The sequence below is a fragment of the Metabacillus mesotrionivorans genome (assembly GCF_052171315.1).
GTDB lineage: Bacteria > Bacillota > Bacilli > Bacillales > Bacillaceae > Bacillus_P.
In genome coordinates, this window is record NZ_JBQMFF010000002.1 from 345,885 (window position 1) to 359,444 (window position 13,560).

General features: G+C 44.2%; 12 protein-coding genes. 3 read left to right on the forward strand and 9 right to left on the reverse strand.

Translation table 11 applies throughout. The features are described from left to right. The first annotated feature begins 46 nt into the window (after window positions 1-46). Window positions 47-1,237: an alanyl-tRNA editing protein gene (locus ACTSEZ_RS06580; RefSeq protein ID WP_035206564.1), complete on the forward strand. Its 1,191-nt coding sequence runs from the start codon at window positions 47-49 to the stop codon at window positions 1,235-1,237. On the opposite strand, the gene ACTSEZ_RS06585 is transcribed toward ACTSEZ_RS06580, so the two are convergent. The 9 genes from ACTSEZ_RS06585 to ACTSEZ_RS06625 form a co-directional block, all read right to left on the reverse strand. Beyond that, complete coding sequence (locus ACTSEZ_RS06585) at window positions 1,234-1,971, reverse strand: SDR family NAD(P)-dependent oxidoreductase (protein WP_369733371.1); 738 nt, start codon at window positions 1,969-1,971, stop codon at window positions 1,234-1,236. The two genes, ACTSEZ_RS06580 and ACTSEZ_RS06585, sit on opposite strands and share 4 nt — an antisense overlap. A 167-nt stretch (window positions 1,972-2,138) precedes the next feature. Then, complete coding sequence (locus ACTSEZ_RS06590) at window positions 2,139-3,146, reverse strand: class I SAM-dependent methyltransferase (RefSeq protein ID WP_029565810.1); 1,008 nt, start codon at window positions 3,144-3,146, stop codon at window positions 2,139-2,141. Then, the gene (locus ACTSEZ_RS06595) at window positions 3,146-4,471 is read right to left on the reverse strand and encodes an FAD-dependent oxidoreductase (protein ID WP_369733372.1); all 1,326 of its coding nucleotides are present in this window, start codon (window positions 4,469-4,471) and stop codon (window positions 3,146-3,148) included. Before ACTSEZ_RS06595 ends, ACTSEZ_RS06590 begins: the two co-directional genes overlap by 1 nt. Before the next feature lie 963 nt (window positions 4,472-5,434). Next, window positions 5,435-6,295, reverse strand: coding sequence for a GNAT family N-acetyltransferase (locus ACTSEZ_RS06600; protein ID WP_369733373.1), 861 nt, complete (start codon window positions 6,293-6,295; stop codon window positions 5,435-5,437). Between the two features lie 100 nt (window positions 6,296-6,395). Then, the gene (locus ACTSEZ_RS06605) at window positions 6,396-7,835 is read right to left on the reverse strand and encodes a phospholipase D family protein (protein WP_369733374.1); all 1,440 of its coding nucleotides are present in this window, start codon (window positions 7,833-7,835) and stop codon (window positions 6,396-6,398) included. A 112-nt stretch (window positions 7,836-7,947) separates the two neighbouring features. Beyond that, complete coding sequence (locus tag ACTSEZ_RS06610) at window positions 7,948-8,439, reverse strand: YhcN/YlaJ family sporulation lipoprotein (protein ID WP_369733375.1); 492 nt, start codon at window positions 8,437-8,439, stop codon at window positions 7,948-7,950. A gap of 106 nt (window positions 8,440-8,545) precedes the next feature. After that, window positions 8,546-9,337 carry an STAS domain-containing protein gene (locus ACTSEZ_RS06615; protein WP_369733376.1) on the reverse strand — a complete coding sequence of 264 codons (792 nt, stop codon included), beginning with the start codon at window positions 9,335-9,337 and terminating at the stop codon, window positions 8,546-8,548. Window positions 9,338-9,479: 142 nt separating this feature from the next. Then, a complete protein-coding gene (locus ACTSEZ_RS06620; protein WP_029280834.1) occupies window positions 9,480-10,265 on the reverse strand; it encodes a glucose-1-dehydrogenase in 786 nt (261 codons plus the stop codon). Window positions 10,266-10,280: 15 nt separating this feature from the next. Further along, window positions 10,281-11,132 carry a GRP family sugar transporter gene (locus ACTSEZ_RS06625; RefSeq protein ID WP_369734066.1) on the reverse strand — a complete coding sequence of 284 codons (852 nt, stop codon included), beginning with the start codon at window positions 11,130-11,132 and terminating at the stop codon, window positions 10,281-10,283. A 183-nt stretch (window positions 11,133-11,315) separates the two neighbouring features. On the opposite strand from ACTSEZ_RS06625, the gene ACTSEZ_RS06630 reads away from it, so the two are divergent. Then, window positions 11,316-11,519: a hypothetical protein gene (locus tag ACTSEZ_RS06630; protein ID WP_369733379.1), complete on the forward strand. Its 204-nt coding sequence runs from the start codon at window positions 11,316-11,318 to the stop codon at window positions 11,517-11,519. Between the two features lie 548 nt (window positions 11,520-12,067). Further along, the gene (locus ACTSEZ_RS06635; protein ID WP_369733380.1) at window positions 12,068-13,555 is read left to right on the forward strand and encodes an aldehyde dehydrogenase family protein; all 1,488 of its coding nucleotides are present in this window, start codon (window positions 12,068-12,070) and stop codon (window positions 13,553-13,555) included. Window positions 13,556-13,560: the final 5 nt, after the last annotated feature.

The window sequence follows — 13,560 nt, forward strand, 5'->3', positions numbered from 1 at the left end:
CTTTTGATAGAATGTAAGACATTCCACAATGAAAGGACTAACTCTTATGACTGAAAAACTCTATTATACTTCCCCAAAAACATTTGAATGGCAGACAGAGATTGTCCGCTGCACAAAAATAAACGGCCAAAGAGCTGTTATCCTCAAAGAGACTGCTTTTTATCCCGAAGGCGGCGGCCAGCCTTCAGATAGCGGAACGATTGGAACGATTCCAGTTCTTGACTTAATAGAAATAGAGAATGAACTTTACCATATTGTTTCTGAATACCCTGAAGGCATGTCTGTAAACTGCCTGCTTGACGACGCCCGCAGAATGGATCACATGCAGCATCACTCAGGACAGCACCTACTGTCGGCAGTCTGCCTTGAGCTGTATGGTTATGAAACTGAAAGCTTCCATCTTGGTGCAGAGACCGTCACGATCGATCTGAATACCCCGCACCTATCTGAAGATCAGATGACCGAAATTGAAAACAAAGCCAATCACTATATTTTTGAAAATCGAAAGATCCATACCTTTTTTGCCGGTGCAGATGACCTTAAAAACCTGCCGTTAAGAAAGGTTCCGGACGTGGATAGACCCCTTCGCATTGTACAGATTGACGGAATCGATACCTCAGCATGCTGCGGTACACACACCGCAGGTACAGGTGAAATCGGCCTGATGAAGCTGATAAAAACAGAAAAACAAAAAGGCAGGATCAGACTTCATTTTAAATGCGGCATACGAGCCCTGTCAGAGTTTCAGGAAGTACATAAACTTGTTAAACGTACAGCGCGCTTTTTTCAATCATCACAGGAAGAAATCCCTGAGCGGCTCCATTCAATCGATCAGGAACTGAAGCAGATTAATAAACAACTGGAATTTTTGAAAACTGAGAATGCTTTACTGCTTACAGAAAAAATAAACACTGACCAGCCTGGAAAATTGGCAGCCGTCCTTAAAGAAAGGGCATCACTGAAAGATCTTCAATTACTGGCAGCAAAATTCCATGGTAGCGGAAAAGAACTTGTTCTGCTTGGCTCTATGAGTGAGCATGCTGTTTTATTCAGTCAACAAAACAGCATCCATGCCGGCAATACCATTAGAGAGTGCCTGAAAGATTTCAGCGGCAAAGGCGGAGGAAGCGAAAAACTGGCGCAGGCCAAATTAGCAGACGTCTGCGAAACTGAAGCGTTCTTTCAGGCTATGAAAGAACAGATCCTGAATGTATTTCAGGATCTTGCGCCGAACTAAATGCCAAATGTGTTCCCGCCATTCACTGTAATCGTTTGTCCTGTTATATAGGCTGAATCATCTGACGCAAGAAAGGCAACTGTCCTCGCAAGCTCCTCAGGTGTTCCCATCCTATTCAGGGGAACGCCTGAATGATAGGCGGCGATATCCTTTGCACCTACATCACGATGACGCTCTACCGGAATAAAGCCCGGATTGACTAAATTAACCCGGATGCCGTATTCTCCGAGTTCACTTGCCCATGACCTGGTCATCCCCAGCATGGCTGATTTTGCTGTAACATAACTGGAAAAATGCGAGTTTCCAAGAGCTATGACTTCACTGCCTATGTTTATGACTGAGCCGTTTCTTTTTTGCTTCATTCCAGGAAGAACCTCTTTAAGCAGAAGGAGCGGAGCTTTCACAAAGAAAACAAGCTGGTCTTCGTAGTCTTTCCATGTTGCCTCTTCCAAGGACAGCTCCGGCTGGGGACCTGTGGCATTATTAACAAGAATGTCATACGTCCTTTCAGCGGCTGCCTTTTTAATCCCTTGCTCGGAAGTAAGATCTCCCTGGGCAAGAAATGCTGTGCCACCCTGCTCTCTTATCTGTGAAAGCACATCCAGCGCCTGCTGCTCAGACGATGAATAATTTATGTAAACCTCAGCTCCCTGGCGAGCGAGCTCTATCGCAATAGCTTTTCCCAGACCCCGGGAAGCTCCGGTTACAAGTGCTGACTTATTCGCTAATTTCATAAAAAACCTCCCAATCAACCGGTTACTAGTATGTATGTCAAGTGGTAATCACATCCATTTTAAGTATAATCTCAAAAACTTTGAGATTCAATAAATATCACTTGCATCCCCGCACTACGATTAGAAAGGCCAACTTTAAAGCAGTTGGCCTTTTTAATCGAACATATTTAATCAGCTTTTTTGCCCGCGTGATTGACCAGAATGGCAAAATACCAGCCGCCTTCACGAATGATTGGTTTCAGGCTTTGAAGTCTCATGCCGGACTGTTTTGCAAGAGCATCCAGTTCTCTTTTTGTGGGAAGAGCGTACAAATTATCAAAAGCGGTAAAAAAACTATTAAAGACACTTGAAAATTGCTTTCCATGCTTTGGTTTTCGAATTGGCGTTATAATGGTAATCATTCCATTTGCAGAAAGAGAGCTGCTTAATCTGCTGATAACTTTCGGACGTTTTTCGGGAGAGAGATAGTGAAGCAGATTATTCATCATGATCAGGTCTGCTTTATTTTCCGGCGACCATTCTTCAATATCCATACAATCAATTGAAATGTTTTTAAGCTCACTGCATCGATTGGCCGCTTCCTCAGCCACGTCCTTGTTCACTTCAACACCTGTTAATGTCAGATCTGGAAACGACCTGGACAGCTTCTGCATGTAGCCCCCATGTCCGCAGCCTACATCCACAACCGTATGGATGCTGTTTTTCTTTAGAATCTGCACAAGCTTAGGATAAGCAAGCTGTTCCAGCATAGCAGAGGTTTCTGCAACAGTCGCTCCGTGCTGTTTGTGATCAAAGGTCTGGCGTTCATCTGTTTTCATAATGGACGGATATGTCAAAAGCGCGGGAATGTGCAGCTCCATCATTTCTTTAAGCAAAATGCCGACAGACTTTGGATCACGCTTGCTGTCAGGCAGCATAAAGCTTCTGGAGGTTTTAAATTTATTTCTTGAAACCTTTTTAAGGTACTTAATAGAGACCCCGACTTCCACCCAGCGTTCAAGAATCTCTGTTTCTAATGAATGACTGGCTGCAACCTCTTCGATCGTTTTTGGAGATTTAAAAATTTCAAACAGATCAAGTTCATACCCGACATATGCGTGCCAGCTGTATAAGAACGGCAAATTCTTTTTCATCCAGCTTCTCGCTTTGTAAAGCCTTACATATTCAGCAATCATCAACGGCTGTACCTCCCTTTCGCTTCCCACGGATAATCATTTTCATACGTGAACATGTAGCGGGTATGCAAAAATTCAATATTCTGAATCGATCTCGCCGGCATCAGGCCGATCTGAATCAGCCTGTCCACAAACGATTCCTTCCAGATTCCAAGCCCCGAAATATTAAGCATTTGCTTTGTATGAAGCTTTTCATCATCTGTCATCTGTTTAAGGCTTCTGTTTCTGAGTGAACCAAAGTACCTGAAAGGCTTTGAATACGCTAGCGCGGACAGGTGGCTGAGGCTTAGAATAAAATCCACCCTTGATTTGCGGACTTTTTCATACCACTTTAAGTTATCCTGACTGTGTTCATTATGCCTGTACATCCAGCACAGCAGTTCGCCGAGCACATCTCCGTCCTGAATGGCAAGATTCATGCCTTCCCCTGCCATCGGATGCACGCTGTGCGCAGAATCTCCTAGAATCGCCATGTTCCCAGACACATATGAATCTGCGTGGAAATGAACGGGAATCATCAGCTGGATCTTCTTCCACTCCGTAAGTTCGGTCACATAGCCATCAAGTTCAGGACACAATTCGATATACTTCCTGTGAAAATGTTCGATGCCTTTTGCCTTAAGGGACTGATAGGCACCTGACTGAATGAGGTAGACCGTTCTGACTTCATTGTTTGGAAGCGGAAAGAGTCCGAGAAAAGCATGAGGTGTAGAGATGATTTTTCCTTCCGCCATGTCAGCCGGCCTTTTGAATGTGACGGTTAAAAAGTGATGATCATATTCATGCTCATTCAGGCTGACATTCATCGCTTTTCTGACGTTTGATTTTCTTCCTTCAGCTCCTATAAAATAATCTGCCTGAATTTCCACTTCCTCTTTTCCCATTGATACAATCGCTGCTGAATCATCACTGAATGACTTGAATCGCGCAGGCTGTATGTAATGGAAAGAAGGAAACTTTTTGGCTTCTTCAAGCAGGAGTTCCTTTAATTTTTCATGGGGGATCATCAAAGCAAAATTGTACTTGCTCTCAATGATTCCGTAACGCATTACAGCTGATCCAAGCAATCTATATGAACCTTTCTTGCGTTTCATTTCATTCATTTCGATTTCATTGATCCGGTGTCCTGATCTTAGAACAGGCTCTGATAAACCGAGAGCGTCAAAGATTTCAAGACTTTTCGGCTGAAGCAGCTCCCCTTTATACAAATGCGGGGAGCCTTTTGTCTGTTCTACCACGCAAACATCGATCCCGCACTTGGCAAGCTTCAGAGCAGCGGTCAACCCTCCAACTCCCCCGCCAATGACTAAAACCTGTGTTTTCATCCTCCCACCGCCTTTCACCTTTCATTTCCACATTTGGGAAACATTGAAACCATGGAATGCTCTCGGAAAAGCGGAGCCGACTGTTTAGGCCTGGCAGTCAGATAAGAAATCACCGGAAAAGTCCGGGTTTGACTTTTTCGGGGATTTTGTTCTGGCAGAAGGACTAGGAGGCGGAGCTGGACAGTGGAAAAGCGGAGCCGACTGTTCAGGCCTGGCAGTCAGATAAGAAATCACCGGAAAAGTCCGGGTTTGACTTTTTCGTGGATTTTGTTCTGACAGAAGGATTAGGAGGCGGAGCTGGACATGGGAAAAGCGGAATCAGCCGGTTAGCTCCGACAGGCAGAAAAGAAATTGCGTTAATGGTGCTTTGTATGGGGAAGCATTTTCCCAGAATGTAACCCAATATTTAGCGGTTAGCAATTTATAGGGCTGCACTTCTCCAAAATGGTACCCTCTATTTTTGCAACAACAATTTATAAGGATGCATTCCGTCAATATGCTACCTTATATTTATGAGACAGCAATTTATAAGGTTGCATTCCGTCAATATGGTACCCTTTATTTCTGCGTGACCAATTTATAGGGATGCGTTCCGTCAATATGGTACCCCCTATTTCTGCGCGACCAATTTATAGGGATGCACCTCGCCAAAATGGTACCCTCTATTTTTGCAACAACAATTTATAAGGATGCATTCCGTCAAAATGCTACCTTATATTTATGAGACAGCAATTTATAAGGTTGCATTCCGTCAATATGGTACCCTTTATTTCTGCGCGACCAATTTATAGGGATGCATTTCACCTAAATGCTACCCTCTATTCATCCCCAAACAATTTATAGGGATGCAATCCATTTTACTGCTGGCATCCCGCGATACACTGGGCATCGCTCCACCCCAACAAAAAAACCCAAGACTGCTGTTTAGAAGCAGTCTTGGGTAAAAAAGTGAAGCGGGAACATTTACACTGCCCCTTGATTTGAAAATGAAATCATCACAGAATCCTGGATCGGCTTGTAGCCTATTTTCTGATAGATGCTGTTGGATGTTGGATTTGAAAGATCTGTATATAGAGTGCAGAATGAATAATTCTTCAACAGCTCACTGCTGAGTGCGGACACGCAGCTGCTCGCATATCCTCTTCCCCTGAATTTTTCCGGAGTGTATACAAGGGATACCGTTATGCCGTTTTGAGTTGACCGCGATTTTTTTGCCATCGAAACAGGTATTCCGTCAACCGACCAGATGTAAATAGAGTCCTCAGCGAGAAATTTCTTCATTCTTTCTGCTGCCTGTAGTGTCGTAATCGGGGGCTCATTTGTAAACGTCATAAAGTCCGCCATCCACTCTGTTAAAAGCGGCAGGTGTTCAAGTTTTGCTTTTTGAAAGGTCCCTTCACTGACAGAGACAGGCTGCACCTCATGAAGCTGATAGATTTTTTGCTCCATCACAATGTCGGCTCTATTCCCCGCCTGTTCGGCCCACTCTTTGGCAAATCTTTCTGTCCAGTACCTCTCACCGACAGCACCCGGCACAGAAACCCCTGCTGAGATCAGCTGTCTGACCATTTCAGCAATCAACGTTTCACTGATTAGTTCGTTATTATATGTAAGAATTAAATTGTGAGGGGGCGTCATAAGCAGCGCTGCCGCAGGTGCCCCTTCTGTTTCCATCAGAGCGGTATATACGTCTGAAGCCGGAACCGTCTTTTTAAAAACAGACAGGAGTCCCAGTGCCAAATTATTTTCCGCTTCCTGCTTCATAAGCAGCGGTTCTGATTTTTCAATGTACGTGCGGCGGTCTTTGTATTCTTTAAGCATCATCCATTATCACCTCTAATCTTTGTATTAGATTCACCCCCTCAATTTCCCTTTAAAATAATTATTTTTTTCGCAAAAAAAACTCCGAGGCAAATCCCGGAGTTTAGAAGGTTGTAAACCTGAAAAATTTCTGCAGAGCATAAATGCCCCTTTTGAATACCGGCATGTCATCTCTGTATTTTTCAACATTAAGGGTATATTCAGCTCCGTCATTCGTCCAGAGTTTTGTGAAATACGCTTCGACTTCTTTCATTACGTCCTCATTCTGAGGTGCGGTGATTTTCAAGTCGTTCTCAAGATTAAGGTCATCAAGATTCCGTTTTGTGAAATTCGCCGAACCGCTGATGATCGTGGATTCATTTTTCCCTTTAATATAAAGAAGCTTCGGATGATACTGTTCATTTGTTGTGTTATACCATCTAATTTTCGCTTTCTTTTTTGTATCTTCCATCAATTCTTCAGCAACCGGACGGTTAGGCAGACCAATTTTCTCCTGGCCGAATGCATTTTGATTCGGATCAAGAATCATATTCACCTCAACACCGCGGTTAGATGCCTCAACGAGTGAGTTAATCACTTTTCTGTCAGCTAAATAGAACATTCCCATCCAGATGACATCCTGTTTTTCTGCAGCCCTGATCGACGACAGCAAATGCTCGTATATTTTCCCTTCAGTCAGCACCTGCACGCCGATATTCCCTTTCTCATTTTCCGTTTCAGTGTACTCAGGAAGTTTGGGTCCGCCGGAGTAGTCCGATACAGCCTGTTCAGATTCGAGCACGTCTGCAATGACATTTCCGCTAACCTGAAATGCGGTATTGGAATGAAACCCGCTTGCATCGTGAGGATTAGCGGATGAGACAATGGCTGTCTTCTCCGTTGCAACTGCTTTTCTGTGATTTGCCTTTACATTAAAAAGCTTTAAATAAGACCTTACCGTCATATCAGGAGCAGTATCCCCAAACGGATTGGCCACCCAGCCTTTTCCTGACTGGCCGAACCACTGAAAAAACGTTCTCCAGACACTGGAATACAGCGGATTAGAATCTCGCAGAGTCTCCATATCCGACAGAACGACATCTATGCCTGCATCCTTAAAAGCTTCAAGCTCCTTTGATTCGTGTGACCCATATGAGGTATTGATTTCGTCTGTAATAAAGACAATCGGCATGTCAGGGTTTTCTTTCTTTTTTTGAAGCAGTGCCTCAGTCAGCTGAGCACTGATATCGGGATAGGATTCTCCCTTGTTGTAATAGCCGTTAAACAAAAATAAGTCAATCACAACAAATTCTTCAGCTTCATCAATCGCTTTAAGCACAGCATCAAATATCATCCGATCTGATTTGACCCTGTTTTCTTTCTGATACGTCAGGTCATATAAAAAATCGACATCCTCCACCTTGCGTACTTTCCCTTCATATGAAAGACCCTCGGGAAGAGGCTTATAGCTTTGATACATAACAGTACCTGTTAAAATAATGAAAATTAGCAGGATGACAAACAGGCGTTTCTTTTTATAGCCTGAAAACGAAAACCTTGACAATAAAACTCCCCCTACAACAGAATAATGGCTTTCTTTATATCCCCTGTTTCATTGATATAAAAACCTTTAACAAAAAAATAGACCGCAGACTGGCTGCGGCCCGTACAATTAGTTATTTCGACTGGGGAAACATACGCTTCACCATTTCACCGAATTCATCTGCCAGTCCTGAAACCGGTTCGCCGTTACGGATTTTATCGCCGTAGTCTTTTACACGGTCAAAAAAGTCCGGATTTTCCGAAACAAACACGTTGTCCAAATTGCGGTCTGTTGATCGTACCTGATCAGCTACTTTGTTCTTCAATTCATCAGACAGTTTGCCTTTTGGATTGCCCTCAAGCATAACTGCTGCATATGCCGTATTATCAAGAACAATGACATTCGCATATTTGATTTCTTCTAAATCTGCCACTTTTTTTGCAGCATCGTCAGCTACATTCATGCGGTTATCGCGGTTTTCATTCGTTTGTTCATCATAAGTGACATTCTTAAGCTCATTGTTCATGATGTTGTCGTTTTCACGTGCGTTATTATCCATTCCACAGCCGGCGGCAATCAAAACAGAGAAGAAAATGGCTGTTCCTGTCATTAGAAACTTATTCATTCAGCATGCCTCCCAAATTTTTATTCGCTTTATTTTCTGCAATTGAGAACTGATTATGCAGGATGAACAAAAATACTTGTGGGAGACAATGAGAAAACCAGCCCCATCAAGAAGGCTGGCTCGTGATTTTTTGGAGTGCGTACCCTTTTTCTTTCCAGATATAAAAAATCCCCTGCTTAAAGGACTGAAACGTTTTTACATTTAATTTATAGCCCTGATGAGTGATGTGCTGCACAAGCTTTGGGTTCATCCCTGCAAAGATGGATACGGTCCCCATAAGCCGCAGGCCTTCTGCGATTTGATTAAGATGAAAAGCAATTGTTTCATCAAATGTCTCGCTAATGCCTGTAAAGTCAAAAATCATATACTCAGCTCTCCGCTCTGCCGCTTCCTTCAGGATCTTCTCCTTCATTATTTCCATTCTTTCTTCTGTCAGGGTTCCTGTCAGAGCGATCAAAAGAGCAGAGTCGAGTGCGGTGCCGATGATTGGCGTATACATTTCCTCAAGCAGCGCTTTTCCCTCTTCTATCACATCTTCATATTCTGTTACATCACGCCATGTCAGGACAAATCCTGTCTGTTCCCCTTGAAGATTGGTCAGTTTGTCCACAACGATCTTAGCTGTGAACCGGTTAAACAGCCTGATCTGGGCACTGTGCGGAAACGGACCGTTTTTAAGGATGTCATTTTGTTTTTTTTCGTGAAAGCGCCGGATATCAAACCCGATAAATGCTTCCGGATCAGTAATTCCTGCAAGCGGCCCCACTTTTGACAGAATCTCTTTTGCAGCATGATTCATCCAGATGATGCGGTACTCATCATCTGCAAAAATAAGACCTTCCCCTATCCGGTCCAGCAGAGAATATACATTCATATCCTCTAAAATCGATGAACTCATCTTCACTTGCCTCTTCCCCCTAGAAGACTATTTTTCTGTATGTATTCCACAATTATATCCTTTTCCACCATTTTGAAAAGAATAAACGTGCTGAGGGGTCAGTCCCGCTGTGCGTCAATGCACAGCGGGACTGACCCCTCCTTTATCCTTTTCCAGCCTGAAAGCTCGGGTATTTTGTCATTCCGCCGTCTGCATAGAGGGTGATTCCTGTTACGTAGCTTGCCTCTGATGAAGCAAGGAAGGCCACACAGGCAGCGATTTCTTCCGGTTTGCCGATGTATCCCATCGGGATGAGGTCAATGACATCTTTTTTAATCTCAGGATCCGCAAATTTTTCTGCATTGATTGGTGTATCTATTGCTCCCGGCGCGATATTGTTGACGCGGATGCCGGATGAAGCATATTCGAGTGCAAGGGTTTCAGTCAAAAGCTTGATTCCGCCTTTGCTTGCTGCATAGTGGGCAAAATGAGGCCAGGGAATCTGCTGATGCACAGATGACATATTGATGACAGAGCCTTTAATGTTATGATCAAGCATATGCCTGATCGCTTCTCTGCTTCCTAAAAAGCATCCTGTCAGGTTTGTCTGTATGACTTTATTCCAGTTTTCAAGGCTCAGTTCTTCCGTGGGAATCTCCGCCTGTATTCCAGCGTTATTGACCATAATATCAAGTGTGCCGTAAGTATCGACTGCAAACTGGACAATACGCTTCACATCATGCTCCTGTGAGACGTCACCCTGAATTTTTGAAGCTTCACCGCCGTTTGCCTTGATCTCTTCGATGACAAGGTCGGGCTTATCGTCCTCTGTTAAATAGTTGACAACGACTTTTACGCCCTCTTTTGCAAAGCGCTGTGCAATGGCTTTTCCAAGTCCGGATGATGCACCGGTAACAGCAGCAACTTTTCCCTTTAAGCTTTCATACATTCTGCATTCCTCCATTTACCTTTTTGTATAGCCAAGCAGCACTCCGCCTCCGATAATCAGCACGCAGCCGATAATAACAAGCACAATCTGTTTTTTTGTCTTTTTTTCACCAAGCAGAAAGATTCCGCCAAGTGTGGAAATGATGATTCCTGTCTGGGATAAAGAAAAGCTTGTGGCAACTCCGATTTTCGGAAGGGAGAGAAGCAGTCCCAGATTTCCTGCCGCCCACATTAATCCTGTCAGAATGTTCCGCAGTGCATATTTATCAAAAGGCTTATGTCTCGCGGTAAGAATAATAGCTGCAAGCACCATCCCAATCGCCTGCGGCAAAATGGCTGCCCAGCCGTCAATCTCAAAGTAGCGGATAATAATAACGTAGCCGATGTATCCGATTGAGGAAATAAACAGAATGAAGAGTCCACGCTTCAGGCTTTTTCCGGCTCCTTCTTCATCCTTCTGGCCAATGGATGTAAATACTACTCCTGTAATGATGAGGAGGATGGCAAGGCTTCCAAGGATAACCGTCATTTTAGTATCCCATTCTTTAAAAAGCAGAACGCCGAACAGTGTCGTCCCCAAAAGCTGCATGCCTGTTGAGATCGGCACGGTTTTGGATACGCCGATATGTTTGACACTGGCAAGCTGATTCAGCTGCCCGACCGTCCAGAAAATACCCGAGATAATTCCGATTGACCATACAACCGGAGTGAGATCAGGATTTGAAAAAAAGAACATAACAACGGAAAACAAAAACGCTCCTATTGTAATACCAAGTGTTTGGCTGTATGCATTACCGCCAAGTTTTACACTAACAAGCACAAGACTTCCCCACGCAACGGCGGGAATTAAAGCAAGTAAAATTCCAATCATGATGATATCCCTTTCTACTATGTAGTCGTGCAGCTATTTGGACATTTGAAAGTATTATTTCCCCTTATGCAGAAAATAACACAGCCTGCCTTAGTTCATTCCACTAATTAGAAAGATTGAAACAGCATGTTTATAAATGGCGCCGCTTTTTTATACTGGATAGAAAAAGGAGGGTCAAATATGGAAGATATTTTTGCTGAATACGGTGCGTGGGATCTCTATCTTAGAGACAGATACCCTCTTTTAGAATCCGGGATACTCAAAGAGGCTGAAGAAGATGAGCTCAGAGGCTTCTTTGAAACGTTTGAGTACGATTCATATGAACAGTTTTCAACCCTCTTTCCGCTCTATTTATTTCTCAGAAAGAAGAACCGGCAATTTTGATAAGATGCCGGTTCTTCTTTTTAATTTTTTGCTCTTTTCGTAAATAATGTGCTTTTGCATAGATGTTTAAAACTCCAGTGTATTGAAGTGGAAGGCACTTGACTCCTTGTCCAGCTGCAGCGCTCAGGCTCCTCTGTCAGAACAAAATCCCCCAAAAAGGCGGGACCCGGACTTTTCGCGTGATTTCTTATCTGACTGCCGGAGCAAAACGGGCGCTTCCGCTTTTCTACGGGATGAAGAGGGCACGGGAGATCCCGCAAGCGCAGCTGAGGAAGCTCCCGGCGCTCCCCGAGGTAATCTTGTGACTGGAACGAAGAGGAACGGGTACATGTGAAAATACAATAGACTAACCTAAATCAGTTTTGGTTTCAAATTCGAAAAAAATTCGAATACAGAACCCTTATTTATTGTAAATTTTGAATTTTTGATATATTATTCTATTTGTAACCGCTTACATATAGGCAGGCAAGGACCTGCATCTTGTTGGCGGGTCTTCAGCACGATTTTCTACATAGGTTTTCACCACAAATATTTAGGAGGCTGATGAAATGAGTCAAGCTACACTGAAGGCTGGAGAAAAACTGGAGAAATTTCTGCAGGGAAACAAAAAGCTGTTTATAAACGGGGAATTTGTAGAAAGCGTTTCTAAAAAGACATTTAATACACCTAACCCGGCAACCGGTGAAACGCTCGCTTCCGTGTATGAAGGAGATAAAGCCGACATTGATCTTGCTGTTAAAGCCGCAAGAAAAGCATTTGACAGCGGTCCATGGTCAAAAATGAGCGCGGCTGAGCGCAGCCGATTAATGTACAAGCTTGCTGATCTCATGGAAGCCAATAAAGAAGAGCTGGCCCAGCTTGAAACACTTGATAACGGGAAACCGATTAATGAAACAACTAATGCGGATGTCCCTCTGGCGATTGAACATATGCGCTATTATGCAGGCTGGTCAACAAAGATTGTCGGACAGACGATTCCTGTCAGCGGACAATATTTCAACTATACAAGACATGAGGCATTAGGGGTTGTCGGACAGATCATCCCGTGGAATTTCCCGCTGCTCATGGCGATGTGGAAGCTTGGCGCAGCTCTGGCAACCGGATGTACAGTGGTCCTGAAGCCTGCTGAACAAACACCGCTTTCTGCCTTGTATCTGGCAGAGCTCATTGCAGAAGCCGGCTTCCCTGAAGGTGTTGTGAATATTGTACCTGGATTCGGCGAGACTGCAGGAGATGCTCTTGTCATGCATCCTGATGTTGATAAGATTGCCTTCACAGGATCGACCCCTGTCGGAAAAATGATCATGGAAAAAGCGGCAAAATCCTTGAAGCGCGTTACACTTGAGCTTGGAGGAAAATCTCCAAACATCATTCTTCCGGATGCTGACCTGTCAGCAGCGGTTCCAGGTGCACTGACTGGCGTTATGTTTAACCAGGGACAAGTCTGCTGCGCAGGATCCCGCGTCTTTATTCAGAAAAAACATTATGATAATGTCGTGGCAGACATGGTGTCGCACGCTAAAAATATCCGTCAGGGAGCAGGAATCGAGCCGGAAACGCAAATCGGGCCGCTCGTATCTGACGAACAGCAAAACCGCGTGCTGAACTACATCCAGCGCGGCGTCGAAGAAGGAGCCGAAATCCTGACCGGCGGAAGCTCGCCATCTGAAAATGGATACTTTGTATCCCCAACGATCTTCTCTGCCGTGAAAGATGAAATGACGATTGCAAGAGAAGAGATCTTCGGACCGGTTATCGCTGCTATGCCTTATGATGATCTTGATGAAGTGATCAACCGTGCCAATCAGAGCGAATACGGCCTGGCAGCAGGACTCTGGACACGCGACATTGCAAACGCGCATTATGTGGCTGGCAAACTGAAAGCCGGAACGGTCTGGGTTAACTGCTACAACGCATTTGATGCCGCTTCTCCTTTTGGAGGCTACAAACAATCCGGTCTTGGACGGGAAATGGGCTCATATGCGCTCGATAACTATACGGAAGTAAAGAGTGTCTGGATCAATCTGCAGCGTTAATGCTT